The 26,979-nt window shown below is 62.8% G+C and carries 21 protein-coding genes and 2 pseudogenes; 19 read left to right on the top strand and 4 right to left on the bottom strand.

What is annotated here, in order from left to right:
- Positions 1-596: 596 nt before the first annotated feature.
- Positions 597-1,812: pseudogene (locus A4G99_RS00995) on the top strand (Cdc6/Cdc18 family protein).
- 17 nt (positions 1,813-1,829) lie between these two features.
- Here the strand turns inward: A4G99_RS00995 and A4G99_RS01000 are convergent.
- On the bottom strand, positions 1,830-3,155 hold the full coding sequence (locus tag A4G99_RS01000) for an APC family permease (RefSeq protein WP_066138282.1): 1,326 nt from the start codon (positions 3,153-3,155) through the stop codon (positions 1,830-1,832).
- 335 nt (positions 3,156-3,490) lie between these two features.
- Here A4G99_RS01000 and A4G99_RS01005 point away from each other — a divergent pair, with 335 nt between their 5' ends.
- The 5 genes and pseudogenes from A4G99_RS01005 to A4G99_RS01025 all read left to right on the top strand — a co-directional run bounded on the left by A4G99_RS01005 (position 3,491) and on the right by A4G99_RS01025 (position 7,533).
- Entirely contained in the window at positions 3,491-4,156 is a 666-nt protein-coding gene (locus A4G99_RS01005; RefSeq protein WP_223301531.1) for a hypothetical protein, read from the top strand.
- A 65-nt stretch (positions 4,157-4,221) separates the two neighbouring features.
- Positions 4,222-4,407: a hypothetical protein gene (locus tag A4G99_RS26430; RefSeq protein WP_066138287.1), complete on the top strand. Its 186-nt coding sequence runs from the start codon at positions 4,222-4,224 to the stop codon at positions 4,405-4,407.
- A gap of 117 nt (positions 4,408-4,524) precedes the next feature.
- Positions 4,525-5,509, top strand: a pseudogene (locus A4G99_RS29660) (carbohydrate kinase).
- Between the two features lie 76 nt (positions 5,510-5,585).
- Positions 5,586-7,124, top strand: a complete 1,539-nt coding sequence (locus A4G99_RS01020) for a uracil-xanthine permease family protein (protein WP_066138290.1) — start codon at positions 5,586-5,588, stop codon at positions 7,122-7,124.
- A gap of 118 nt (positions 7,125-7,242) precedes the next feature.
- On the top strand, positions 7,243-7,533 hold the full coding sequence (locus tag A4G99_RS01025; protein ID WP_066138558.1) for a hypothetical protein: 291 nt from the start codon (positions 7,243-7,245) through the stop codon (positions 7,531-7,533).
- Here the strand turns inward: A4G99_RS01025 and A4G99_RS01030 are convergent.
- Positions 7,526-7,900: a secondary thiamine-phosphate synthase enzyme YjbQ gene (locus A4G99_RS01030; protein WP_066138555.1), complete on the bottom strand. Its 375-nt coding sequence runs from the start codon at positions 7,898-7,900 to the stop codon at positions 7,526-7,528. The genes A4G99_RS01025 and A4G99_RS01030 overlap by 8 nt on opposite strands.
- A gap of 184 nt (positions 7,901-8,084) precedes the next feature.
- On the opposite strand from A4G99_RS01030, the gene A4G99_RS01035 reads away from it, so the two are divergent.
- The 12 genes from A4G99_RS01035 to A4G99_RS26445 all read left to right on the top strand — a co-directional run bounded on the left by A4G99_RS01035 (position 8,085) and on the right by A4G99_RS26445 (position 23,647).
- On the top strand, positions 8,085-9,317 hold the full coding sequence (locus A4G99_RS01035) for an ABC transporter substrate-binding protein (RefSeq protein ID WP_223301532.1): 1,233 nt from the start codon (positions 8,085-8,087) through the stop codon (positions 9,315-9,317).
- The gene (locus tag A4G99_RS01040) at positions 9,314-11,767 is read left to right on the top strand and encodes a methyl-accepting chemotaxis protein (RefSeq protein ID WP_066138296.1); all 2,454 of its coding nucleotides are present in this window, start codon (positions 9,314-9,316) and stop codon (positions 11,765-11,767) included. The genes A4G99_RS01035 and A4G99_RS01040 overlap by 4 nt, the downstream gene beginning before the upstream one ends.
- Positions 11,768-11,819: 52 nt before the next feature.
- A complete protein-coding gene (locus A4G99_RS01045) occupies positions 11,820-12,296 on the top strand; it encodes a YbaK/EbsC family protein (protein ID WP_066138299.1) in 477 nt (158 codons plus the stop codon).
- A 44-nt stretch (positions 12,297-12,340) separates the two neighbouring features.
- Positions 12,341-12,766, top strand: coding sequence for a DUF4149 domain-containing protein (locus A4G99_RS01050; protein WP_066138304.1), 426 nt, complete (start codon positions 12,341-12,343; stop codon positions 12,764-12,766).
- Between the two features lie 76 nt (positions 12,767-12,842).
- A complete protein-coding gene (locus A4G99_RS01055) occupies positions 12,843-13,103 on the top strand; it encodes a bacteriophage holin (RefSeq protein ID WP_066138310.1) in 261 nt (86 codons plus the stop codon).
- Positions 13,104-13,129: 26 nt separating this feature from the next.
- Positions 13,130-13,558 (top strand): DUF4149 domain-containing protein, encoded by a 429-nt coding sequence (locus tag A4G99_RS01060; protein WP_066138313.1) that lies wholly within the window; start codon positions 13,130-13,132, stop codon positions 13,556-13,558.
- Positions 13,559-13,568: 10 nt separating this feature from the next.
- A complete protein-coding gene (locus A4G99_RS01065; RefSeq protein ID WP_066138319.1) occupies positions 13,569-13,973 on the top strand; it encodes a DUF123 domain-containing protein in 405 nt (134 codons plus the stop codon).
- A 194-nt stretch (positions 13,974-14,167) separates the two neighbouring features.
- Positions 14,168-16,270 (top strand): acetate--CoA ligase family protein, encoded by a 2,103-nt coding sequence (locus A4G99_RS01070; RefSeq protein ID WP_066138322.1) that lies wholly within the window; start codon positions 14,168-14,170, stop codon positions 16,268-16,270.
- Positions 16,267-17,343, top strand: coding sequence for a phosphotransacetylase family protein (locus A4G99_RS01075; RefSeq protein WP_066138325.1), 1,077 nt, complete (start codon positions 16,267-16,269; stop codon positions 17,341-17,343). The genes A4G99_RS01070 and A4G99_RS01075 overlap by 4 nt, the downstream gene beginning before the upstream one ends.
- 5 nt (positions 17,344-17,348) lie before the next feature.
- Positions 17,349-18,623 carry an FAD-dependent monooxygenase gene (locus tag A4G99_RS01080; protein WP_066138328.1) on the top strand — a complete coding sequence of 425 codons (1,275 nt, stop codon included), beginning with the start codon at positions 17,349-17,351 and terminating at the stop codon, positions 18,621-18,623.
- A gap of 177 nt (positions 18,624-18,800) precedes the next feature.
- Entirely contained in the window at positions 18,801-20,687 is a 1,887-nt protein-coding gene (locus A4G99_RS24160; protein WP_223301533.1) for a glycoside hydrolase family 2 protein, read from the top strand.
- A 50-nt stretch (positions 20,688-20,737) separates the two neighbouring features.
- Positions 20,738-23,647 (top strand): LamG-like jellyroll fold domain-containing protein, encoded by a 2,910-nt coding sequence (locus A4G99_RS26445; RefSeq protein ID WP_303645611.1) that lies wholly within the window; start codon positions 20,738-20,740, stop codon positions 23,645-23,647.
- Between the two features lie 227 nt (positions 23,648-23,874).
- On the opposite strand, the gene A4G99_RS01090 is transcribed toward A4G99_RS26445, so the two are convergent.
- Positions 23,875-24,168, bottom strand: coding sequence for a hypothetical protein (locus tag A4G99_RS01090; protein ID WP_066138334.1), 294 nt, complete (start codon positions 24,166-24,168; stop codon positions 23,875-23,877).
- Positions 24,169-24,397: 229 nt separating this feature from the next.
- Positions 24,398-25,432: an NAD(P)-dependent alcohol dehydrogenase gene (locus A4G99_RS01095; protein WP_066138559.1), complete on the bottom strand. Its 1,035-nt coding sequence runs from the start codon at positions 25,430-25,432 to the stop codon at positions 24,398-24,400.
- A gap of 138 nt (positions 25,433-25,570) precedes the next feature.
- Here A4G99_RS01095 and thiC point away from each other — a divergent pair, with 138 nt between their 5' ends.
- Entirely contained in the window at positions 25,571-26,974 is a 1,404-nt protein-coding gene (thiC, locus tag A4G99_RS01100; protein ID WP_394337434.1) for a phosphomethylpyrimidine synthase ThiC, read from the top strand.
- The last annotated feature ends 5 nt before the right edge of the window (positions 26,975-26,979 follow it).

Genomic DNA, 26,979 nt, shown 5'->3' on the forward strand with positions numbered 1-26,979 from the left:
AAGGGGTTACTCGCTCGTCCCGGGTGTTGCCGACTCGAACGGTGGTTCTCCCCCACCCCACCGTTCCGTTGTTCTTCATAGTCATGGGGAGCGACGAAGGAAAGGTCCACTTCCGGAGTTTCCTCTGTCTGTGGGCATTTATAAACACCCCCACCCCTCGATTCCGCTGAATCCCACGCCGAAGGTGGGCCGACGAAAATACGACTCCGACGAACGACGGGGAACCGAATATCATTCATCGACTATGTCCGGTGAAATAGTCGATTTAGTCTAGTTTACGGATATTGTTGTGATGATACCGTCTTGAATCTTCCCATACTAGAAGCCCCTTCTTCCCCCCACCCCACCGTTCGTTCCCCACTCAGCGGAATCGAGGGGTGGGGGTGGTATTTAAGCAAACGGAACAGAAGAAACACCGGAATCAGAGGAACGGATGGTTCTCCGTGTCTTTCCCTCGATTCCGTTCCCGACGTATCACACGAGAACGGGTGGTCTGGGTAGGCTATGTCCGTTTTTCCCTATTCAGACGAAACATCGGAATCAGAGGAACGGGTGGTTCGGAAGGGTTATACCACTCCTCCGATTGCGATGGAATAATGGGTTCATTCGAGTTCGTTCGCGAACATTCTCCGTACAAAAATCGTGAAGCACTGTTGGACGATTACACGCCCGACACGCTGGTGGGACGGGATTCCGAGTTGGAGGAATATCACGGTGCGCTCCAACCCGCGATTTACGGCGAGCAACCGGACAACATCTTCCTTTACGGGAAAGCCGGTGTGGGGAAAACCGCCGCGACGCGATTCTTGCTGGACAAACTGGAGAACAACGCCGACGACTACGACGACCTCGACATCTTCACCGAACTGGTCAACTGCGACGGTCTCAACTCCAGTTATCGCGTGGCGAGTCACCTCGTGAACACCCTTCGAGACCCCGCGAACCGAATCAGCGAGACCGGCTATTCGCGCTCGCAAGTGTACGAACTCATGTGGGACGAACTCGACAGCCACGGCGGAATCATCCTCCTCGTGCTGGACGAAATCGACCACCTGAAGGACGACAGCATCCTCTATCAACTCTCCCGTGCACGCGAAAACGGCAACCTCACCGAAGCCCGAATCGGCCTCATCGGTATCAGCAACGACCTCACGTTCCGCGACGGACTCTCGCCGAAAGTCCGTTCCTCGCTCTGTGAGCGGTCCATCTCTTTTTCGACCTACGACGCGAACGAACTCCGCGCCGTCCTCGACCAGCGTCGGGAAGTCGCGTTCAAGGACGACGTGCTGACCGATGACGTGATTCCACTCTGTGCGGCGTTCGGCGCACAGGAATCCGGCGACGCGCGAAAGGCACTCGACTTGCTCTTGAAGGCGGGCGACCTCGCTCGCGAGGAAAACGCCGCTCGCGTGTCGGAAGAACACGTCCGACGCGGTCGCGACCTGCTCGAACGCGAGCAGGTCCGCTCGTGGTATCGCCGATTTGAACGACCACGAGCGACTGGTCGTCTACGCGCTCGCGACGCTCGAAGCGGAGGGCGAGACGCCCGCTCGTTCCCGCGAAATTTACTCCCGATACAAGGCGCTCTCGGTGACCGCCCAGCGCGAGGCCCTGACCGCTCGCTGGCTACGCGAGCACCTGGACGACCTCGCGATGCTCGGAATCCTCTCCGTGTCGGAGATCAACGAAGGGTCCGCGGGCGGAAAGTATCGCGAATACGCGCTTCAGCAGGACCTCGCGGTCGTGCTGGATGCGCTGGAAGAAACCCTCGAAGCGATGGGGGTTCACACGAGCGTCAAGGGCTACGTATAGCGACGATACCCGAGTCTTCAAACGTACTCCTCGACCTCGGCCTCTATCGACGCTGCTTTGTCTTCTATCGATTTCCGCTCGAAATACGCCACCTCGACGACGACGACGACGATCGTAATGATGGCGACCGTCCAGAACACCGAGTTCTCCGCCGTGTAGAGGTGCCAGACCAGCGCCACGATGGTCGCCATCGCGCCGACGGTGCCGATGGCGGGAACGATTGCCGTTTTCAGGTCGCCGCTGCTCCGATTTTTCAGCGCCAGATAGCTCGCGGCGCCGAAGATGGTGATGAATGCGAGGGATGCGAACGACGAGATCCCGTTGAGACTCCCGACGACGGTGAACGCCGCCGTCAGCGTCCCGAGGATGATCAGCGCTCGAACCGGTTCGCCGCCGCCGTTGCCACCGATCTGTGCGGGGAGATAGTCCTCCGACACCATCTTGCTGAGGAGTCGCGAGGAACTGAACAGCGTCGCGTTGATGGCGCTCCCGGTCGAGAACAGCGCGGCGATGGAGATGAGAACGAATCCGGTCTGCCCGAGAAACGGCCTCGCGGCGACCGCCAGCGCCGTTTCCGCGTTCGCCTTGATGACGTGTGGGGGCACGAGGTTCGTCGTGACGACGGCGACGATGATGTAAATCGCCGTTACGCCGACGATGGAGATGTAGATCGCCTTTCGTATCGTCTCGGCCGGATTTTTGATGCTGTCACGGTCGAACAACAGCAGTTCCCAACCTTCGAACGCGACGAACGAGAGCGCCGCCGCGATAATCGGACCGACGCCGAGTTTCGCGAACCCGGTGTGGAGCTTTCCGTTTTTGTATCCGTAGTAGAGACCACCGAAGCCGAACACCAGCAGTATGAGCACTTTCAAGCCGACGAGAACGTCTTCCGTCCGGCCGGACGCGTGTGCGCCGAGCACGTTCAGACCGACGAACAGGACGATGACGAGTCCGGAGACGAACGGCCGTGCCGGAATTCCCGCGATCCTCGTGAGGCCGACGAGTTCGGTGAAGTAGCCGCCGAACGCGTAGGAGTACATCGCCATCGTGCCGATGTAGCCGACGATAAAGGTCCATCCCGTCATCCCCGCCAGTTTCGTACTTCCGGTGAACCGCTCGATGTAGGTGAGCGGCCCACCGCCGTCGTTCGAGAGTTTGCCCAAACGAACGAACGAGTAGCCCGCGGCCATCGCGATGATCCCCGCGACGATGAACGCGAGCCACGCCAGCGTGTCCGCAGCGGCCGCTACGACGCCGAGAACGGCGAAAATACCGCCACCAACCATCCCACCCACCGCCATCGAAATCGACTCGGTCAACCCGATCTTTTCGGACGCCATATATCACCACCGGCGTTCCAGCATATCAATAGTACCGAAAAACTGTCGATTAAATCACCAGAAAGTGCGGACAAATCGTCGATAACTCCCGGTCGTCCGAACTGGACGACTATTCATTTCGATCGGGTTTCGGTGGCCGTGAACCGTGGGGTAATCGCACCCTTATCCGGTCGATATTCGGTTGTCGTGATTACCGTCACGAAACGATGGCTCGCCGTTCGCGTGCCGCGGTTTCACGATACGAACGATAATCGTCGTTTATTGGCTCTCGCCAATCGTTTGTGGGCATGGCTCGCGACAGATCGATCAGCCAGACACGACGACGGTTCTTGACGATGACAGGCGGTACGCTCGTCGGTATGACGGCCGTCGGGGCCGCTCAGCAGAACGAACATCGAATGGACGAATCGTTCCAACTGGGTGGGCGCGTTCAAGGGTGGCAGGGGAGAGCCCCGAACTCCATCAAGGGACAGAAGAACCCGACGCTGAAGCTTCAGACCGGTCAGGTGTATCAGGTGACGTGGACGAACATGGACGGTCAACCGCACGATTTCGCCCTTCAGGATTCCAACGGGAACAACCTCAAAGTCATCTATCCGAACGTACGGACGAACGAGAACGGCGGTGGGGGCGACCACATGGGGAACGGCGGCGGAAACATGGGTGGCGGCAGCACGAAACCGCCGAAGAACGCCATCAGCAAGACGAAAACCGTCCAGAAGAAAGGCGCGACACAGACCCTCCAGTTCGTCGCCACGAGCGAGATCAAGAAGTACTACTGCACCGTCCACCCGACGACGATGGTCGGGAAGGTACAAACGAGCGGCAAGGGTGGTTCGGGTGGAAGCGGCGACCATAGCGGTCACAACGGGGATCACAGCGGTGGGAGCGGTCACAACGGGGACCACATGGGTGGAAGCGGTGATCACGGCGGACACGATGGCGGAAACGGCGACCACATGGGCGGAAGCAACACCGACCACGACGGCAACGGAAACTAACGACATTTCTCGATTTTTCGACCCATTGTACTGTCGACCAGAACTATCGGCCTCGAACGACGTGCATGAACGAGAAGACCGGGTACGTTACTCAAACCGGCATGGAGTACGAGGAGGCGTTCGACGTCGCAAGTGACCTCGATTTCGACTACGTGGAGTCGATGATGGACGGCACGCTCTCGCTCGAAGTGTTCACTCTCGACGACGGCTACATGGGGACGAGCAAGACGTATCTGGACGGACTGCTGTAAACTGCTCGCCGGAAACGGCTCTCGGGAATGTCGGAATATCATACTTTCTTCTAAAATATCCGATTCCTGCTAGCGGCGGAAGTAAATCCTTTCCTACTAGCCCGCCCACGAAAAACCATGTCGAACTCATCGACGCCACGGATTCTCGTTTCCGGCGAGACGCTTATCGATTTCCTCCCCGAACGATCCGGCCCGCTCTCGGAGGTACCGACGTTCGAGCGCCGTCCGGGTGGTGCGCCCGCGAACGTCGCGGTGGCGCTCTCCCGACTGAACGAGACGCCCTGGTTCTGGACGCGAATCGCCCGCGATCCGTTCGGCGACTACCTCTCGAAGGTGCTCGATGCGGACCTCCCGGACCGGTTCGTGGAGCGCGACGCGGACGCGAAGACGACGCTGGCGTTCGTTACTCACGACGAGACGAACGACCGGGCGTTCACCTTCTACCGCGATGGAACCGCAGACACGCGACTGCAACCCGGTGGGGTGTCGGACGAGGCGCTCGCCGAGGTCGATTGGGTGTACGTCGGCGGCGTGATGCTGGCGAGCGATCCGGCGCGAACCGCGACGTTCGACCTCGCCGAGCGCGCCAACGAGGCGGACTGTTCGGTGATATTCGACCGAACGCGCGTCCGGAACTCTGGTCCGAGGGCGGCGGCGCGGACGGAGCGGTCGAATTCGCGGAGGCGGTGGACGAAATGCTGTCCCTCGTGGACGTCGTGAAGGCGACGCCCGAGGACCTCGAAATGGCTGGATTCGACGGCGAGGATGCGGCCTCGCTCGCGGCGAACGTCTGCGAGGCGGGACCGCACACGTGCCTCCTCACGCTCGGCGGGGACGGTGCCCACGCGCACGCGAGCGACGATGCCGACAGGCGGGGTCCGCGACTCACGGGGGCTACGACGTGTCGGTCGTCGACACGACCGGCGCTGGGGACGCCTTTACCGCCGGGGCGCTCGCGGCGCTGGCCGACGACGAATCGGGCGGTTCGCTCGACGCGGTCCTCGAATTCGCCAACGCCGTGGCCGCCATGACGACCACCGAACCCGGCGCGATGACGGCGCTCCCTGATCGCGCCGCCGTCGCGGAATTACGAGAATCGTAATCAAAACGGCGAGATTCGTAACGTCACTTTTAAGCATCCTTCGGAAAATCGGAGAGTAGAGTACGTTCAACGAGCTATGAGTGACAGCACAGGCGAGACGACCGGGGATTCGGCGCTCGAAGAGGCGTCGTTCGTGGAGTATGGTATCGAAGAGAAACCGCCGCTGGGGGAATCGGTCCTGCTGGGATTCCAGCACTATCTGACGATGATCGGGGCGAACATCGCGGTGCCGCTGGCGCTGGCTGGCGCGATGAAGATGCCGCCAGCACAGACGGCCCAGTTCATCGGGACGTTCTTCGTCGTCTCCGGGATCGCGACGTTGGCCCAGACGACGTTCGGCAATCGCTACCCCATCGTGCAGGGAGCGACGTTCTCGATGCTCGCACCCGCGCTCGCCATCATCGGCGTCATCGGCGCGGGGTGGCGCGTAACCCTGCTCGAATTGCAGGGCGCAGTCATCGCGGCCAGTGCGGTCGAGGTGTTGGTCGGCTATCTCGGGTTGATGGGTCGACTGAAAAAGCACCTCTCGCCGGTCGTCATCGCGCCGACCATCGCGCTCATCGGTCTGTCGCTGTTCAGCGTTCCACAGATCACCGCTTCCAACCAGAACTGGCTGCTCGTCGGTCTCACGCTCGGTCTCATCGTCCTCTTCTCGCAGTATCTCGACAACCATCGCGCGTTCCGCCTGTTTCCCGTCCTCCTCGGCGTCATCACGGCGTGGGCAATCGCGTTCATGCTCTCCTACACGGGCGTCTACACGCCGTCGAATCCGGGCTACGTGGACTACATGAGCGTCGTCCACGCCAACCTCTTCCAGCCCGTTATGCCCCTCCAGTGGGGGATGCCGCGCTTCACGCTCCCGTACATCGTCGGGATGTTCGCGGGCGTCGTCGCCTCCATGATCGAGAGCTTCGGCGACTATCACGCCGTGGCCCGCCTGTCGGGCGTCGGCGCGCCGAGCAAGAAGCGCATCGACCACGGTATCGGCATGGAGGGTCTCGCCAGCGTCTTCGCCGGACTCATGGGTACCGGCAACGGTTCGACCTCCTACTCCGAGAACATCGGCGCGATCGGTCTGACCGGCGTCGCCTCGCGCTACGTCGTCCAGATCGGTGCCGTCGTCATGCTCGTCGTCGGCTTCGTCGGCTACTTCGGCCAACTCGTGGCGACGATTCCGAGCCCCATCGTCGGCGGCCTGTTCATCGCCATGTTCGGCCAGATTTCAGCCGTCGGGCTCTCGAACCTGAAGTACGTCGATCTCGATTCCTCGCGTAACCTCTTCATCGTCGGTCTCGCCACGTTCTCAGGGCTCGCCATCCCGGCGTACATCGGGAACATCGACGCCGCGGCATTCCAGCAGGGAATGCAGGGCGTGTCAGTGCTCGGCCCCGCTCTCGGGACCGACATCGTCTCGAACACGCTGTACGTCGTCCTCGGAACGGGGATGGCCGTCGGCGGTCTCGTCGCGTTCGTGCTCGACAACACGGTCGAGGGAACCCGCGAGGAACGCGGCCTCGAAGCGTGGGAGTCCATCACTGAGGACGAGGGCGACTTCAAGAGCGCGTTGGAGCGGTTCGAGTCGAAATCCGGTTCCGACTCGACGCGGGCCGACTGAACCGTCGAATCGACACGCTCGACGCGACCGATTGAACGACGGAAACGATCGATCCGGCCCACAACCTTTTATTCTGACGAATCGTGAGTAGGGGTAGCACCCATCACGGGTGAAACCCATGACGACGAACGAATCGGAGTCCACGACGGAATCGTCCCTACGCGAATCGTCCACCGCAGAATCAACCCCGAAGTCGGAAGTCGAAACGCTCCGTGAAGAACTCGAAGCGACGAAGGACCGCCTGCGTATCGTCGAACAGAACGTCAAGTGGATGGCTCAACACCAAGCCGTCGAAACCGGAAAGAGCGTCTGTCCGTCCTGTAATTCGAACGGCTCGCTGCGAGTCGAACGAACCGCGACAGGCAAGAAAACGGTCTCGTGTCGCAACTGCGGTGATCGGCTCATCTGACGACGATACGGCGCGTCCGCGGTCCGTCGCAGTCCACGAAGAGGATGGACTGCCACGTCCCGAGCAGCAACTCGCCGTCTTCGACGGGAACGGTGACGTGTTCTCCGAGCAACATCGAGCGGAGATGGGCGTCGGCGTTCCCGTCCAACTGGTCGTGGCTGTAGTCGTCACCCCGAGGGACGAGGCGTGACAAGAGGGTTTTGAAGTCAGAGCGGAGTCGGCGCTCGTCTTCGTTGACGACCACGCCAGCGGTCGTGTGCGGGACGAAGACGGTACACGTCGTTTCGGCGTTCTCGGCGTGTTCGGCCACTCGATCCGTGATGTCGACGATGTCCACGTGCTTCGACGTGGTAACCTCGAATTCCATGGCTCGGTTTCGACGTTCGATCATAAAACGCTTCGCTGAACGACGGTAAAAAAGATGGAGCGGTGCGGCCGTCGAACGGGCGCTTCGAACGCTGTCGGTGTGTTCACTGATCACAAACAAAACATATCTTGATCGAAAGGTACTTTGGCTGGTTTGTTATTCGTGGCAATATATGTTAGATGATGTGTCTAGAAGAAAATATATTCGTCTCGCGGGGGGTTCCCTTCCCGCAATCAGCGGTCTCGCTGGTTGTCTCGGTGGGGAACTGAACCAGCAACCGATCCGCGTCGGTGCACTCCTCCCGCTTTCGGCCTCGGGCGCTCTCGGTACGGTGGCGAAACACCACCGTCGCGCCATCGAGGCGGCGGTCGCGGATATCAACGATGCTGGCGGCCCGCTCGACCGGAAACTCGATCTCACGGTCGGTGACAGCGAACTCGACCAGTCGGCCGCAAAGACGGCGTTCGACTCGTTCGTGGACGACGACGTCGTCGGATTCGTCGGCCCCGTCACCACGGATATCTCGATGTCCCTCGCCGACGACCTCGCCCGGGAGCGGGTCATCGCCATCAGTCCGTCGAGCACGTATCCGGACCTCGCATCTGCGGCCGTACGGGACGGGACGAAGTACTTCGCTCGGACCGCCGCCAACGACGTTCAACAGGCGCGTGTGATGGCGAAGATACTCGACGACGACCGCTACGTGGCCGCCGACACCGTCGCCATCGCGCACGCCGACAACGATTTCGGGAAAGGGCTTGCGACGGCCATCGACGAGCGAATCTCCGGCGAGACGGTCGCGATCGTTCCGTTCACGCCCGGAACGGACGACTACTTGAAACAGGTCGAGACGGTCGTCCAGTCCGAGGCCGACGCCGTCGCGTTCGTCAGCGAACCCGGTAATACGGCGATGCTCGAACAGCTAATCAGCTATCCGTATTACGGCGAGTCCGTCCTCAGCGAGGGACTCATCCCGGAGAACGTTCCGCTGTACATGAACGGCATGTACAGCGCGTCGGTCGCAACCGAGCGGACGTCGAGTTCCATCGAACTGTCACAGAAACTCGACGACATCACGCCGCTCGCACCCTACACGCAACACGCCTACGACGCCGCGTTCCTTCTCGGCCTCGCGATAGAACAAGCGGGAGAGGCGGATGCGACCGCCATCAGCGACTCCCTTCCTTCCGTTTCCGGCGGAGTCGGGCAGACCGTCACCGTCGGCGAGTTCGAGCGGGCGAAGACGCTCGTCTCCGCGGATCGAACGGTGAACTATCGTGGCGCATCGGGACCGGTCGATCTGAACGACGACCTCGAACCGCTGGACTCGTACGTGATCGAACGCGTGACCGACTTCGAACTCGATGAACTGGAACTGCTCCGTGCGTGGGTTTTCGAGGAGGAGTCGACGGAATGACCGACTCCAACCCCTCGCGCCGAAAACGGGTTTCGACGCGCCTACGACGGGTCGTGCCGTTCAGAATCCGTCGAAGCTACGCGGCGCGGTTCGGTGCGGTGTTGTTCGCCATCCTCGTCCTCATCGCCGCCAGCGGGGCCTACATCCACTTCGATACGAAAGACCTCGTGGCGGGCCAAACGGACAAGGAGATACGAAACGCCGCGAAAATCGAAGCCGACTCGCTCGACGCGTGGGTTTCGAAGAAACGCTCGACCGACCGTTTCCTCGCCTCGGTGATCGGCAAGGAGACGTCGAACACCGACCGGCAGACGTTCATCGAAAAGCAACTGGTGGACATGCCGTCCGATGTCCGAGCGATCCATTACTTCGACCGGAACGGCACCGTACTGGCGAGCACCGACGAGCAGTTGATCGGGACGCGAGTCGGCGTCTCGGACGCGGCGTGGGCGAACCAGTCGCTCATGTTTCCGACGCGGGACACGGTCCGCATCACGTCGCCGTACGAGGCGAACGGCGAACCGGTGACCTCGTTCGTGACACCGACCACGGATTCGTCCCGTCTGGTTATCCTCACGGTGTCCCTGTCGGAACGCTCTCACCTTCTCTCGTCGCCCACGACGACCGGTGACGTGACCATCGTCAACGGGCAGGGGACGGTCCTCCTCGACAACCGAAACGTCGGGCTGATGAACTCGTCCCCGGGCGTGTTCGATTCGGCCATCGAGAACGGGTTGGCCGGTCACAGCGACATTCAACACGTGTCCACCAACGGCTCGTCGTCGGTGATGGCCTACACGCCGGTTATCGGCACGGATTGGGTGTTGCTGTATCACGTTCCCAAGAGGACCGCGTTCGCACTCCAGACCCACGTCACGAAGAATATCGGGATTCTGGTGTTGATGGCGATTCTCTCGCTGTTGGCGGTCGGTCTCACCATCGGCCGCGGAACGGCGAAATCACTCGAATCCGTCTCCGAAACGGCCGACCGCATCGCGGCGGGCGAACTCGACGCCGACCCGCCAGAGACGAACCGGGAGGACGAGATGGGGCAGTTGTACGGATCGTTCGAGTCGATGCACGACTACCTGAACACGGTCGCGGATCAAGCCGACGCGCTCGCACGACAGGAGTTCGACGCGCCGGTGTTGGACGAATCGGTTCCCGGCGCGTTCGGCGAGACGCTCGAACGGATGCGCGACGACCTGCGGGTGATGGTTACCGACCTCGAACGCTCCCGCGCCGAAGCGGAGGAGGCGAAAGCGGACGCCGAGGCGGCCCAAGCGGATGCCGAAAAAGCGCAGACCGAGGCGGAAGCCGCGCAGGCTGATGCGGAACGGCTCAACGCGGCGCTCGACCGGAAAGCCACCGAGTTCAGCGACGTGATGGAAGCGGCCGCCGACGGCGACCTCACTCGGCGAATGTCGACCGAGAGTCCCACCCAGTCGATGACCGACATCGCGGAGGGATTCAACGAGATGATCGACGAACTCGAAGGGACGATTCGCAGCGTCAACGAGTTCGCCGAGGACGTCGCGGCCGCGAGTCAGGAGGTGACCGCGAGCACCAACGAAATCGAACGGGCGAGCGAGCAGGTGACGGAATCGACGCAGATGATGTCGGACGGCGCAGTCGAGCAGTCCGACCGCCTCGAACGGACGTCCGGGGAGATGGCGGAACTGTCGGCGACAATCGAGGAGGTCGCCGCGTCCGCCGAACAGGTGGCACAGTCGGCCCGGCGGACCGAGGCGCTCGGCCAGGACGGTCGCGAGGCGGCATCCGACGCCATCGACAAGATGTCCGTTATCGAATCCGGAACGGACGAAGTGGTCGATGGGATGGAGGAACTGGCGGTCGAAATCGACCGCATCGGCGACATCGTGGACCTCATCCGTTCCATCGCCGACCAGACGAACATGCTCGCGCTGAACGCCAACATCGAAGCGGCGAACGCCGACGGCGATACGGAAGGGTTCGAAGTCGTCGCAAACGAGGTCAAGGAGTTGGCGAACGAGACGAAGGAGGCGGTGGGTGACATCGAACGGCGTATCAACACGGTGAGCGAGCGGGCGAACGTGACCGTCGAAAACGTGCAGGAAACCCGTGAGGCGGTAGTTGACGGGTCCGACACCGTTCACGAGGCACAGGAGTCGTTGCAGTCCATCGTCTCCAAGGTGGAGGAGACGACCGGCGGCATCGCCGAGATAAACCACGTCACGGACGAGCAGGCGACGACGACGGAGGAAGTCGTCGCCGCCGTGGACGACGTGACGCGGATCAGCGACGAGACGGCCGCCGAAGCCGAGGACGTGGCGGCCGCCGCCGAGGAACAAACCGCCTCCGTCAGCGAAGTGGCGAGGAGCGCCGAGGCGCTCGCCGAACAGGCCGAAGCGCTCGCCGCGACGGTCGATGACTTCACCGTGAGTTACGGCGGCGACTCGACGAACTGAGAACGTTTCCGCCACCATCACCGATTTATCCCGTCGAAAAGACCTACCGCGCATGCATCAGCGAGCGAAGGAGTTCGAAACGCGCGCCGAGGAACGCTACGGGTTCGACGTGGACGTCCACGAGTTTCCCGAAGGGACGAAAACAGCGGAGGACGCCGCCGACGCAATCGGTTGTGACGTCGCACAGATCGCCAGCAGCCTCGTCTTTCGTGCCGATGGTGATCTCGTCATCGCCGTGACCAGCGGTGCGAACCGCGTGAGCGAGGAGAAGTTGGCCGCGTTGCTCGACGTCCCCGCGTCGGCGGTCGGGATGGCCGACGCCGACGCGATACGGGAGGCGGTTGGCTGGTCCATCGGCGGCGTTCCGCCGTTCTGCCACGACGCCGACGCCCCCGTCTATCTGGACGAGACCCTGACCGACTTCGAAACCGTTTGGGCCGCCGCAGGGACGCCGAAAGCCGTCTTTCCGATCACGCCGGAGGAACTGAAAACGTATGCCGAGGCGACGGTCGCCGACGTGAGCGAGTAGCGTCGGGCGAAAGTACAAATTCCCTTGAACTCTTACTTTCTGCCATGACACTTCTCGAAACGGTGGTGGTGTTGGTCGTGGATGTCACCCTCGGGGTTTGGCTCGGGGGGACGGTCTTCTTCTCGTTCATCGGCGCGCCGACGACGTTCGACGTGCTCGGCGACGGTGCCGAAGACGTCGTTACCACCCTGTTTTCGAGATACCAAACCTTCGGTACGATACTCGGTTTTACCGCCATCAACCTAGTCGTATTCGCACAGAGCGAGGCGATGCTCGATTCGACGTCCTCGTTGTTTATCTCCCCCCTCTTGCTCGTGGCGCTGTTCGTGACCATCTACGCACAGATAGTCCTCGTTCCGAAGATGAGACGCGCCGACGACGGATTTTTCCACTACCACCGGCGGTCGATTTTCCTGAACAGTGTGAGTATGCTCTCGCTCGTTGGCGGACTCGTCTGCTCGCACTTTTGATCGACTCGGACGAAATCGCCGGTACTCACTCAGCCTCCAAAGCTAAGGGCGTTCCCGGTGAATTCGTTCGAGAATCATGACGGACAAACTCGACGTTCGCGCGTTCGCGGTCGGTGGCGGGGTGATGTGGTCACTGTACGTGATGCTGGACGCGTGGATAGCACGGTTCGGGTGGGGCGACGAAACGGTCGAGACGCTCTCATCGCTGTACATCGGTTATCGACCGACGTTCCTCGGGGGACTCGTCGGCGCAGCGTGGGGGTTCATGGACGGCGCGCTCGCGGGAGCCATCGTCGCGACGGTGTACAACGCCCTCGCCCGCGAAGAAGAACCTTGATTGAGTAGTCGTCCCAACCCTCGGCTATGAGCCTTCTCGGAACCGGACTCCTCGTCGTCGCGGACGCGGCGCTGGGGATTTGGCTCGGGAGCATCGTCTTTTTCTCGTTCATCGGTGCGCCGACGACATTCGACGTGCTCGACGACGACGCCGGGCAGGTCGTCAACGCCATCTTCCCGAAATACTACGCCTTCGGGCTTGGACTGGGGTTCGTCGCGTTCGGCGCGGCCGTCATCGGGAACGCGACGGGCGCGTTCGACGGTCTCGTCGCCGCCGCGCTCGCCATCGTCGGCGTCGTTCTGAACGGCTACGCCCGCTGGGTGCTCATCCCGAAAATGGAGGCGGCGGGCGACGACGCCTTCGCACAGTACCACAAGCAATCCATCGTCCTGAACGGCGTCACGATGCTCGCCGTGGCGGGCGGCATCGTCGCAATCGTGGCCGCGACGGTCTGACCCCGGTACGATGAAAGGAACCTACACGCTGTTGGTCGAACTCAAGGACGCAACGAAAATCGAATTCGGCGCGAAAGGCACACGGAAACTCGATTCGGGATGGTACGCCTACACGGGAAGCGCCTTCGGACAGGGTGGCTTCTCGCGTATCGCTCGTCACGGGCGGGTAGCGTCGGGCGAAAACGACGCTCGCCATTGGCACATCGATTATTTGCTCGGGCACGATGGGTCGGCATTGGTGGATGACGTTCGGACAGAGGGCGAGGACGTGGAGTGTGCAGTTGCGAGGGAATTAGGTGAGGAGGTCGAACTAGTTTCGGGAATCGGAGCTTCGGATTGTGACTGTGATACGCATCTTCATTTTTCACCCGATAGGGAGCGGTTTGAAACCGTGATTCGGCGAGCGCACGAGTGATGCGAGACTGGATCTGGGAAACCGCCACAGGTTACGGTGCAGTATCCATGTGGATCGGTAGTTGCAGTCTCCGAGAAGCAAAATTTCCTTCGTAGCACACGACCGACCGCTTTCAAACCCTTCCCATTCGTTCTTTCTCACTTCGCCGTAAGGGACACTAGTTTTAATCTCGCTCTCAACGAACCGTCAGGACGATGGGTGACACCGTACTCACAGACCTTTTCGCGCCGTCTCGTGTCGCCGTCGTGGGAGCCACCGAGAGCGAGGGCTCCATCGGTCGCGCAATCGTGACCAACCTCCGCGACGAGTTCGACGGCGAGACGGTGCCCGTGAATCCGAACTACGATTCGGTGTTCGGACTGGACTGCTACCCGGACCTCGCGTCCGCGCCGGACATCGACCTCGCGGTCGTGGTCGTCCCGCCGCACGTCGCGGTGGACGTGGTTCGCGGGGCGGGCGAAGCCGGTATCAAAAACGTCGTGGTCATCACCGCCGGGTTCGGCGAGACCGGGAGCGAGGGAGCGTCGCGGGAGCGCGAGTTACAGGAGATAGCGGACGAATACGACCTGAACCTCGTCGGCCCGAACAGCCTCGGAGTGATGAGCACGCCGGTCGGCATGAACGCGACGTTCGGGCCGGAAAACGCGCTCCCGGGGTCGATGTCCTTCATGAGCCAGTCGGGGGCGTTCATCACGGCCGTCCTCGACTGGGCCAACGACGAGGGACTCGGGTTCAAGGACGTGGTGTCGCTCGGCAACAAGGCCGTGCTGAGCGAGACGGACTTCATCCGCGCGTGGGGCGAGGACCCTGAAACGGACGTGATACTGGGTTACCTCGAAGGCGTCGAGGACGGTGGGGCGTTCATCGAAACGGCCCGCGAGGTCACCCAAACCACGCCGATTGTAATGGTTAAATCCGGGCGCACCGACGCCGGGGCGCAGGCCGTCTCCTCGCACACCGGAACGCTGGCCGGGAGCGACCGGGCGTACGAGGCCGGACTCGAACAGGCGGGCGTCCTGCGGGTCGATTCGGTCCAAGGGCTGTTCGACTTCTCCCAGATTCTGGCGGGCCAGCCCCTGCCCGAACGGGATGACGTGGCGATCATCACGAACGCGGGCGGACCGGGGGTGATGACCACCGACGCGGTGGGGGATTCGACCCTCTCGCTGGCGTCGTTCACGGACGAAACACTGGATGCGCTCGCCGAGGCGTTACCCGAGGAGGCGAACATCTACAACCCGATCGACGCCATCGGTGACGCCGGTCTCGACCGCTTCCGCGAGGCCATCGACATCGCGCTCGGCGACGAGAACGTCGGGACTGCGGTCGTGCTCGCCGCGCCGACGGCCGTCATCGACTACGGCGAACTCGCCGAGGTCACCGTCGAACTGCAGGAGAAACACGGCAAGCCGGTCGCTGCGGCGCTGATGGGCGGCGAACGGACGGAAGCCGCGGCGGACGTCCTCCACGAGGGCGGGATTCCGAACTACTTCGACCCGGCCCGCGCGGTTCGGAGTCTGGACGCGCTCACCACGTACCGCGACATCAGCGAGCGCGAGTACGAGGCACCGACGACCTTCGACGTGGATCGGGAACGCGCCGAGGAGATTCTCCTGCGGGCGAAGGAACGCGGCGATAATCGCCTCGGCGTGGAGGCGATGGACCTCCTCGATGCGTACGGCATCCCGACCCCCGAAAGCGCCATCGCGGATTCGCCGGAGGACGCGATGACGGCCGCGAGGGAGATAGAGGGGGACGTCGTGATGAAGATAGTCAGTCCCGACATCCTGCACAAATCCGACATCGGCGGGGTGAAAGTCGGCGTCGCGGACGACGAGGTGGAGGACGCCTACGAGGACCTCGTGACGCGGGCCAGAAACTACCAACCCGACGCGACGATTTTGGGCGTGCAGGTGCAGGCGATGGTGGACCTCGATTCGGGGACCGAAACCATCATCGGGATGAACCGCGACCCGCAGTTCGGTCCGTTGTTGCTGTTCGGACTGGGCGGCATCTTCGTGGAGATTATCGAGGACACCACCTTCCGCGTCGCGCCGATCAGCGAGCGCGAGGCGAGCGAGATGGTGAACGACATCGAGGCCGCACCGTTGCTGCGCGGTGCGCGGGGACGCGAACCGGCCGACATCGACGCCGTCGTCGAGTGCGTGCAACGGCTCTCGCAACTCGTCACCGACTTCCCCGCGATTCTGGAACTGGACGTGAATCCACTCGTCGCCACCCCGGACGGCGCACGAGCGATCGACATTCGACTGACCGTGGATACGGACGAACTATGAACACGATACTCGTCACCGCAACCGAAGAAAGTACAGGCAAGACCGCCGTCGCCCTCGCGCTGGCACGACTCGCACAGGAGCGTGGGCTGTCGGTGGGCTACATGAAACCGAAGGGGACCCGCCTCCAGAGCAACGTCGGCAAGACGCTGGACGAGGACCCGATGCTGGCCCGCGAACTCCTCGGCCTCGACGCCGAGGTACACGAGATGGAACCCGTCGTCTACTCGCCGACGTTCATCGAGGGAGCGATTCGCGGCCGCGAATCGCCGGACGAACTCCGCGAGGAGATTCGAACGAACTTCGACTCGATAGCCGAGGGCCACGACGTGATGATCGTCGAAGGCGGCGGCGACCTCACGACCGGTGGCATCGTCGGTCTCACCGATCCGGAAATCGCGGAACTGCTCGACGCGGAGGTACTGCTCCTTTCGGGCTACGAGACACCGGCCGACGTGGACGAGTTGCTCGCCGCCGTGGACGACATCGGCGACCGACTCGCGGGTGTGCTGTTCAACGCGGTGTCGAATACGAACTTCGACCCGCTCGATACGGACGTCGTCCCGTTCCTCGAAGGGAGGGGGATTCCGGTGCTCGGCGTCGTCCCGCGCCAGCAGGACCTCGCCGGAATCACGGTCGGCGACCTCGCCGAGGAACTCAACGCCGAGGTGCTCACGCGGGCGGACACCGACGAGTTCGTCGAACGCTTCCTCGTCGGCGCGATGAGCGGCGACAAGGCGCTTCGTTATCTCCGCCGGACGCGGGACGCCGCCCTCGTGACGGGCGGCGACCGTCCGGACTTGCAGACCGTCGCGCTCGAAGCGCCCGGCGTGAAGTGTCTCATCCTGACGGGTGGATTCCGTCCGCCGGGTGCCGTCATCGGAAAGGCGGAGGAGAAGGGCGTCCCGATCATGCTCGTACAGGCCGACACGCTGACGACCATCGACCGCGCCGAGGACGTGATTCGAAGCGGACGCACTCGAAACGAGGAGACGGTCGAGCGGATGGGCGAACTGCTCCACGACCACGCCGACGTGGGCGCGCTCCTCGACGGTAAAGGGAGTGACGAGGAGTAAATGGGATGTCCGACGCCGACGCCGAAGAGCCAGACGATTCCACCACGACCGAGGAAACGAGCGTCGTGGTCGTCGGTGCCGGACCGGGCGGATGTGTGTTGAGCTATCTGCTCGCCAGAAGCGGCGTCGAGGTGGTTCTGCTGGAGCGCCACGCGGACCTCGACCGCGAGTTTCGGGGATATCTCTTCCAACCGCTCACGGTGAAGTTGTTCGCGGAGATGGGCGTGTTGGACGACGTGCTGGCGCTCGACCACGACGAGGTGCAACGGCCGGAGATAACCGTCTTCGAGCGGTCATACGAGTTCGTGGACCTCTCGCGTCTGCCGAAGCCGTACGACTACGGCCTGCTGATGGAGCAACCGGCGTTGCTTCGCCTGCTCATCGACCGGGCCGACGAGTTCGAGAACTTCGAATTTCGCCACTCGACCGGCGTCACCGACCTCGTTCGTGAGGGCGGGCAGGTAGTCGGCGTGACGGCGACCGACCGCGAGCACGACGAAGACCTGGAATTCAGAAGCCGACTCGTCGTCGGCGCGGACGGTCGGTTCTCGACGGTTCGGAAGGCGGCGGGACTCGACCCCGGCCTGTTCGACTCGAATATCGAGTTACTGTGGTTCAAGCTTCCGGCGGAGGCCGTGGACACCGCCGCACAGGGGAGAATCGACCGAAACGGGATTCTGCTCTACTTCGGACTGGGGTCCGAGAACGCACAGGCCGGGTGGTTCATCGAGAAGGGGACGTACCCGAACATCAGAAAGCGGGGCATCGATGCCTTTCGGCGAAAGATCGCGACGGTGGACCCGACCATCGCCCGATATTTGGAGAGCTTCGACCAATGCTCGCTCCTGCACATCGAACCCGGCCTCACCGAGAGATGGGTCGATGACGGTCTCCTCCTGCTCGGCGACGCGGCGCACGTCGCGTCGCCGGTCGGCGGACAGGGGAACGGACTCGCGATTCAGGACGCCGCCGTGGCTCATTCGACGCTCGTCCACGCGCTCGAAGCGGACGACTCGCCGATACCGGCCGAGCGACTCCGTCGGTTCGAGTCGATTCGACGGCCCGCGATAGAGGAGGTGCTCTCCCTCCAACGACGCGGCGAGCGGGCCATCTCGTGGTACGTCCGGCACGCCGATTCCGTTCCGCCGTGGCTGGAAAAACCGTTCGCGCGGGTGGCGTTTGCGGTCGCACCGCAAACGCCGCTCGTCCGGAAAGCGTGGAAGACGTTCGCGCTCGGCCCGAAACCCGTCTCCGTCGATACGACGCTGTTCCGGTCGTAGGCGGGAGCACGGACGCCGGATTCTCTCCGGAGTCTCGTCTTCAAAACACATCCGTTAAATCACGTTATTCGAGAGAATTTTATATTTCCTCAACGAGTAAATTTATTGTTTTACGACTGATGTTGCTACGTACTCCGTGTGTCATGATTTCCCATGACAATCACGGTGAAGGCATCAATGAGTGAGAAAATCGAGGAACGACGGGCGGAACAGACATCGAAGATAGGCGCGTCACGGCGTGAGTTTCTGCAGGCGACCGGAGTCGCGACGTTCGCCGCTGCGACGGCGGCGAACGGCGCAATCGGGATCGCGGCGGCGGATTCGTCGCTTGGTCCGGAGACGGCATCCGGCCCCGGACGAGTCGGAAATTTGGCCGATTACATCGCGGACCCCGGGTTGTTCGAACAGGGGACCGAACCGACACACGCCACCGCGGCGGTGCCGTTCGGGTCGGTCCGTGCAGCGATGGACGCCGACGAACCGTTCACGAAACTCGAAGAGCGGTTCGCCGAATCCGAGTACGTCGAACTACTGGACGGAAAGTGGGATTTCAGGTTTTACACGCATCCGGCGAGTAGGCCGGAGAGCTACGACGGCGTGACGGACTGGGAGAAAGTCGACGTACCTGGTTGCTGGCAGACGCAGGGGTACGACCAACTCATCTACCTGAACAACTCCATCACGTGGGAGGGCTACGACCCCGCACTCGACGGCAACCTCGATCCGCGATACGACATCGAGATTCCCGATACCAACCCGACCGGAACGTATCGACGGTCGGTTTCCGTGCCGTCGAACTGGGATGGCCGCGAGGTGTTCCTGCACTTCGCGGCGGTGAAACAGGCCTACTTCGTCTGGGTGGACGACCAGTACGTCGGTTTCCATGAAGGGTCGATGACGCCGGGCGAGTTCGACATCACCGAACACGTTTCGGCGGGAAGCGACCACACCGTGACCGTCCAAGCCTACCGGTTCTCGGACGGCGAGGCGATGGAGACCAACGACATGTTCCGGTTCTCCGGCATCCATCGGAGCGTCTACCTCTTCGCCACCCCGAAAGTGCACGTCCGGGACTTCTACGTCCGCTCCGGACTCGACGACGAGTACGAGGACGGACACCTCCGAATCGACGCCGAGATTGCGAACTACGACGAGGACCCGGCGGGACGATACGCCGTCAGGGCGCACCTCTTCGACCCCGACGGGCGGCGTGTCAAATCGCTTTGGGACGGCGTTCGCGTCGATTCGGACGGCGGGACGGTAACGCTCGAAACGGACGTCGGAAAACCCGAACAGTGGTCGGCCGAACACCCGAATCTCTACACGGTCGGGCTCGAACTCGTTCGCCACGGTCGGACGACCGAGGCGATGACCGACAAGATCGGATTCAGAACGTACGAAACCACGCGCGGAAAGTCCGGCGCGCAGGTGCTCGTCAACGGTAGGCCGGTCAACATTCGAGGTGTCAACCGGCCCGAGGGCGACCCGAAAACCGGACGTGCGGTGCGACTGGAGACGCTGAAGACAGACCTGACGTTGATGAAACGGAACAACATCGACGCCATCAGGAATTCCCACTACCCGAACGACCCGACGTTCTACCGACTCGCCGACGAGTACGGTATCTACGTCGCCGACGAGGTGGACGTCGAAACGCACTGGTGGCAGGGCTTGGCGGCGAACACCGAGGCCTACCACGACGCGATGGTCGAGCGCTTCCGACGGATGGTGCTCCGGGACCGCAACCACGCGTCTATCTTCGCGTGGTCCACCGGAAACGAGGCCGGAACGGGGAACGAACACCTCAACATGGCCGCGCTCGCCATGGATTCCAAGGAGTACCTCCCCGAGGACACCAGCGACGTCGCTGGCGTCAGCGCGTCGAATCCTACGACGGCCCGGTGTACGGACTCGCGCCCGACCGTCTCATGTACCACCAACCGAACGGCGGCGGGTGGAACGTCGAGTACAGCGACATGCTCGGGCCGCGCTACCCGGACGTGGATAGCCTGCTCTCCGTCGCGGACGGCACCAGCATCGGCGACGGCAAACGTCCCGTCGTGATGGGCGAGTACAACCACGCGATGGGCAACAGTTTGGGCCTCGTCCACGCGATGTGGTCCGAACACATCCAACCGCCGGTCAGAACGGCCAGCGACGAAACCGGCAACGACAACGACGGCGTGCTGGTCGGCACGCCCACGATAGGAATCGGGGAGGACGGCGGCGCGATTACGTTGGACGACGACGACACCATCGAAGTCGAAGCGTCCCCGTCGCTCGACTTCGAGGACGGATTCACGCTCGCGCTGACACTGAGCGGGGTCGATTCCCGAACCGAACGGACGCTCGTCTCGAAGGACGACGAGTACGCGCTCGCCCTCGACCGCGGGCGGAAACTCACCTTCAGCGTTCACGGCGGCGGGCGGGACTCCGTCACTGCCCGCCTTCCACGGGACGCGAGCGATGGCTGGCACACCCTCGTCGCAACCGGTGACTCCGACGAGTTGGCCCTCTACCTCGACGGCGAGCGCTTGGCAACCACCGACCACGACGGCGGGCGACTGCCGGGAGGCGACGGGGCGCTCGTCATCGGAAACGGAAGCGACGGAAACCACCACGGTGGCCACCATCACCGTAGAGGCGGGCACCATCACGATGGCCGTCATCACCACGGCGGACACCATCGCGGCGGCCATGACGAATGGGGTCGTGACCACGACGACCACAGCCACGGCGGGAACTACGGTCATGGCCATAGTCACGGCCATGGTCACGACCACGACCACGGTCACGGCGGAACGATAACGCTCGATTCGGTTCGCGTCTTCGACCGTCCGCTGTCGGCCGACGAGGTATCGGGCGACACCGCGGACCCCGTTCTGGGATACACGTTCGCCGCACTGCTCAGGGACGAGAGCCTCCAAGGCGGGTTCGTCTGGGCGTGGGAGGATCAAGCCGTCACGCGCACGAAGACGGTCGACGGCGAGGAGGTCGAATACACGTTCTACGACGACAACCCGTTCTGTCTCGACGGCCTCGTCTGGGCCGACCGGAGCGTCCAACCCGACGTGCCGCAGTTGAAACACAGCCACCAACCCGTCAAAGTCGCGCCGACCGCCGAACTGACCGACGGGGAGGTGTACATCACCAACCACTTCGCGTTCACCGACATGCGCGCGATGCGCGGGAAGTGGCAACTCGTGGAGGACGACAGGGTTCTCGATTCGGGCCGTCTGGACCTCGATTTGGACCCCGGCGAAACCCGACGGGTTCGAATCCCGTTCGAGGAACCGCACCATCTCGATGCTGGCGCGGCGTACCGACTCAACGTCTCGTTCTCGCTCCGCGAACCGACCGCCTACGCCGACGCGGGCCACGACGTGGCCCGCGACCAACTCGAAATCCCGTTCGACGTTCCGGACACGCCGACGGTCGCCGAGGGCGACCTTCCGGCGCTCGACGTCTCGACGGCGGACGATGCCGTTACCGTCTCCGGCGACGGGTTCGAGTACACGCTGGACACGGACGCCGGAACGTTCTCGGCGATGAACTACGGCGGGACGGACGTCGTGGACCGCGGCCCGCAGTTCAACGCGTGGCGCGCCCCGATCATGAACGAGGTGCAGGGCTGGGGAAGCGAGCAGGCGTCGAGCTGGTACGCGGCGGGATTGGATCATCTCACGCAGCTCGTGGACGACGTGTCCGTCGAGCGGGTTTCCGATCCACACGTCCGAATCGATGTGGACGGCTTCGTCCAAGGCGCGCCGCCGACGACGGTCCGGAAGACGCCCGATGCGAGCGCGACCGGAAGCGACGGCACGCTCGTGGGCGACCCGGAAATCGTCTCCGGGAGGAACGGGTCGGCGGTGCAACTCGACGGCGACGACTACGTCGATGCTGGTTCACCCGAGGCGCTGAACTTCACGAGTCCGGGCTTCACCGTCAGCATCACGTTCGACGGAGTCGAGACCGGTGGTGACCACCCGCTCGTCGCCAAGGGTGACCACCAGTACGCGCTCAAGGTGAACGACGACCGGTTCTCGTTTTTCATCTACGACGAGACGTGGGTCGCCGTCAACGACACGATTCCGAGCGACCTGAGCGACGGTTGGCACACGCTCACCGGGGTTTGCGATACGGACGAACTCCGTCTGTATCTCGACGGCGAACTCTTCGCCTCCCGAACGCACGATGCCTCGTCGGTCAACGGAACCGACGAACCGCTCCAGGTTGCACACAACTCGGAGCACGGCGAGCGCGCCACGGCCACGACGGTCGATTCTGTGCGGGTGTACGACCGCGCGCTGTCGGCCGACGAGGTCGCGTCACAACCCGACTCGGCGTCGGACGACGCTGTACTGTGGTACGGCTTCGACGAGTTCTACGACTCCCAGTCCAGCCCCCGGGGTCACGGGTTCGAGACGACCTACAGCTACCACGTGTTCGGAAGCGGCGACGTGGTGATGGACGTTGCCGCCGCGCCGAACGACCAACTGAAAGCGACCGTCACGGACTACCTGCCGAAGATGGGTGTCCAACTACAAATGCCGACGTCGCTCGACACGTTCGAGTGGTACGGCCGCGGTCCCGTCGAGACGTATCCCGACCGCCGCTGGGGTGCCGACATCGGGCGGTACTCCGGGACGATCGAGGAGCAGTACGTCCCGTACGTCCCGCCGACGGACAACGGGAACAAGGCCGAAACGCGCTGGGCCGCGCTCGCGAACGACGACGGCGCGGGCCTGCTCGGCGTCGCAACCGACGGATCGATGAACGTGAGCACGAACCGGTTCTCGAACCTGGCCGAAGCGGGCCACCAGTACGAACTCGAAGAAGCCGACAGCGTGGCGTTCAATCTGGACGACGCGATGACGGGCGTCGGCGGGACGCCCGTCGAACCGTACGACGAGTATCAGGTTCGGGCGACATCGACGCAGTTCAGCGTCCTGTTGCGGCCGTTCACCGCCGACGACGGCGACCTGATGACGCTCGCGAACCGCTCGTTGCCGGTCGACGAGTGAGACTCCCGCGACTGAAGCGGAAAACGAGTCGTTTCGGACGATAATCACGGGTTGCAGACGGTAATCGGCGGTTGCGGAGGACGATTGCCGGTTGCGGACGATGACCGACGGTCGTGCTGGTGACTGCCAGCGCGGCCGCTCGTCGTCGTGGTTTCGGTCGATGAAAATCGAGAATTGCCGTTTCGGCTTTCGTCGTTCGTTGCGTCGGTCCGCGTGTTTTCGCGACTTCAGTCCGCGTGTTGTGGGGTAGAATATCCGGCGTGCGTTTCTGGCTCGGAATCGGAGAGCGGATTCGGCGACCGAAGGAACGCGATGAGACTCCACATGATTCCCGTGAGAAGCGACCCGCCAGCGGAGAGTTGCATACCGAGTGTGAGAAACGCGGTCCCGTAGATGATGCCGATAATGGCCGATGGAAGGGACGTTCCGAGCGGTACGTTCGCCATGGAATCGCGGAGGGTCGGCACGAGGACGAGAAGCGAAAAGACGCTCCCGCACAGGAAAACGATGTCTTGCCACATTATCGTTCGACCTCCTCTGTGCTCGTTTTGTTGCTCGTTTCGTTCATCAACGCACCGTAGCGGACTGACGTTGATAAGGTTTACTCATTAGCGAGTAAATATTTCGACAGAGTTTACCACGGTAAAGCGTCTCTTAGAATCGTGTTGTCGAGGACCACGTCTTAACTTCACAGACATCGCGCGTTGCGCTTCGAAAAAATCTACTCCTCCGGCCGGTTTCCGGGACGGGCTAGTCGGAAACCGAAATCATTCCTTTCACGGTTCCTAACGCCTTCGCTCGCTCGAACGCCTCGCCGACATCCGACAGTTCCATCTCGAAATCCACGATACCTTCGACGTCTACCGCGCCGTCCGCTAGCAACTGAATGGCCGCAGGGTACGTGTTCCGGTAGCGGAACGACCCGCGAACGTCGAGTTCGTTGTCGATGATGTCGCCCGTGGCGAGCGGGATTTCGTCGTCCTGTGAAAGGCCGATGAGGACGATGGTTCCACCCCGTCGCACCGCATCGATGGTGGTTCGAATCGCCGGGGTCGCCCCGGAGGCTTCGATGATCACGTCCACGCCCTCGCCGCCCGTGAGTCGGGAGACCGCTTCGCCGAGGTCCTCCTCGCTCACGTCGATGGTCGCGTCCGCGCCCCGCGACTCGGCCAGCGCGAGTTTTTCTGGGACGACGTCCGAGATGAACACCTCGGTCGCACCGGCCGCGTTCGCTGCTTCCATCGCCAACAGACCGATGGGTCCACAACCGGTGACGAGCACGGAGTCGCCGACGTCGACGTTCCCGCGTCGAGCAGCGTGAATCCCGACGCTGAGGGGTTCACAGAGCGCACCCTCACGGGTCGAAACGTCGTCCGGAAGCCGATAGGTGAAGTCGGCGGGCCACGCGACGAACTCCGCGAACGCGCCGTCGTCGGGTGGCGTCGCCATGAACGTCACGTCGGGACAGAGGTTGTACTCGCCGCGCTTGCAGTGGGCACAGCGCCGACAGGGGACGCCGGGTTCGAGCGTCACCCTGTCGCCAACTGTGAAATCGTCGCCCGCGCTCTCACCGACGGCGACGACCTCGCCCGCGCTCTCGTGTCCGAGGACGAGCGGCGATTCGACCACGTAGTCGCCGATTCGGCCGTGTTCGTAGTAGTGTACGTCGGACCCGCAGATGCCGACCTCGTCTATCTTCACGACTACTTCGTCGGGACCTGGGTTCGGTCTCTCTCGCTCTTCGACGACGAACGAACCGGGTTCGTCGAGGACTGCGACGTGCATACCCCCGCTTCGTGCCGAATCGCCGTCAACGTTGGTGCCCGTCGTCATCGGCAAGAGTTATCACCGAGTAATATGACCTAGTAATTGATGCCGAAGACACAACTCCAACGCGCTCGTGCCGGGGAGATAACCGCGGCGATGGAGCGGGTCGCGGAGCGGGAGAACAGGGACGCCGAGTTCGTCCGCCAACAGGTCGCGGACGGGCAAGCGGTCATTCCGGCCAATCACGACCACGAGGCGCTCGACCCGATGATAATCGGCCGCGAGTTCGCGACGAAGGTCAACGCGAACATCGGCAACAGCGAGACGACGAGCGGTCTCGAAGGCGAACTCCGGAAACTGCACACGGCGGTTCACTACGGGGCGGACACCGTGATGGATCTGAGTACCGGCGGAAACCTCGACGAGATACGGGAGACGAACGTCCGGTACTCCCCGATTCCCGTCGGCACGGTTCCAATCTACGGTGCCGTTACGCGCGTCGATGACGTTACGGACCTCACGCACGAACTGCTCCTCGACGTCATCCGGAAACAGGCCGAGCAGGGCGTCGATTACATGACGATTCACGCGGGCATCCTGATGGAGCACCTGCCGCTCACGGACGGGCGAAAGACGGGCATCGTCTCCCGAGGCGGTTCGCTCCTCGCACAGTGGATGGAGGAAAACGGGATGCAGAACCCGTTGTACGTAAAATTCGAGGAAATCTGCGAAATATTTGCCGAACACGACGTGACGTTCAGCCTCGGGGACAGCCTCCGTCCTGGTTGTTTGGCCGACGCCTGCGACGACGCGCAGTTCGCTGAATTGGACACGCTCGGCGAACTGACGGAGGTCGCACGGGACCACGGGGTTCAGGTAATGGTCGAGGGACCGGGCCACGTTCCGATGGACGAGATAGCGATGAACGTCGAACGCCAGCAGGAGGTCTGTGGCGGTGCGCCGTTCTACGTCCTCGGACCGCTCGTCACCGACATCGCGCCCGGCTACGACCACATCACGAGTTCCATCGGCGCGACGGAAGCGGCCCGCGCCGGTGCGGCCATGCTCTGTTACGTGACTCCGAAAGAACACCTCGGGCTTCCGGACGAGGAGGACGTTCGGGACGGACTCGCGGCCTACCGTATCGCTGCTCACGCCGGGGACGTGGCGAACGGGTTGCCCGGCGCGCGGGACTGGGACGACGCCCTCTCGGAGGCCCGCTACGAGTTCGACTGGCGACGCCAGTTCGACCTCGCGCTCGATTCCGAACGCGCGATGTCGTACCACGACCAGACGCTTCCCGGGGACAACTACAAGGAGGCCCGCTTCTGCTCGATGTGCGGCGTGGAGTTCTGTTCGATGCGAATCGACCAGGACGCCCGCGACGCCGACGGCGAGATGACGACGTTGAACACGAAAACCGATCTCGACGGTTCCTCCGCAGCATCGGTCAACCTCCCGCCGACCGGTTCACACGATACGACTGCCGTCCCGGAGTTGCCGGATTTCGCGAGCGAATCTGACGGGGGACAACCGGACGAAGCGCGTTCCGACGACTGAAACTC

This window comes from Haladaptatus sp. R4 (assembly GCF_001625445.1).
Taxonomy (GTDB): Archaea; Halobacteriota; Halobacteria; order Halobacteriales; family Haladaptataceae; genus Haladaptatus.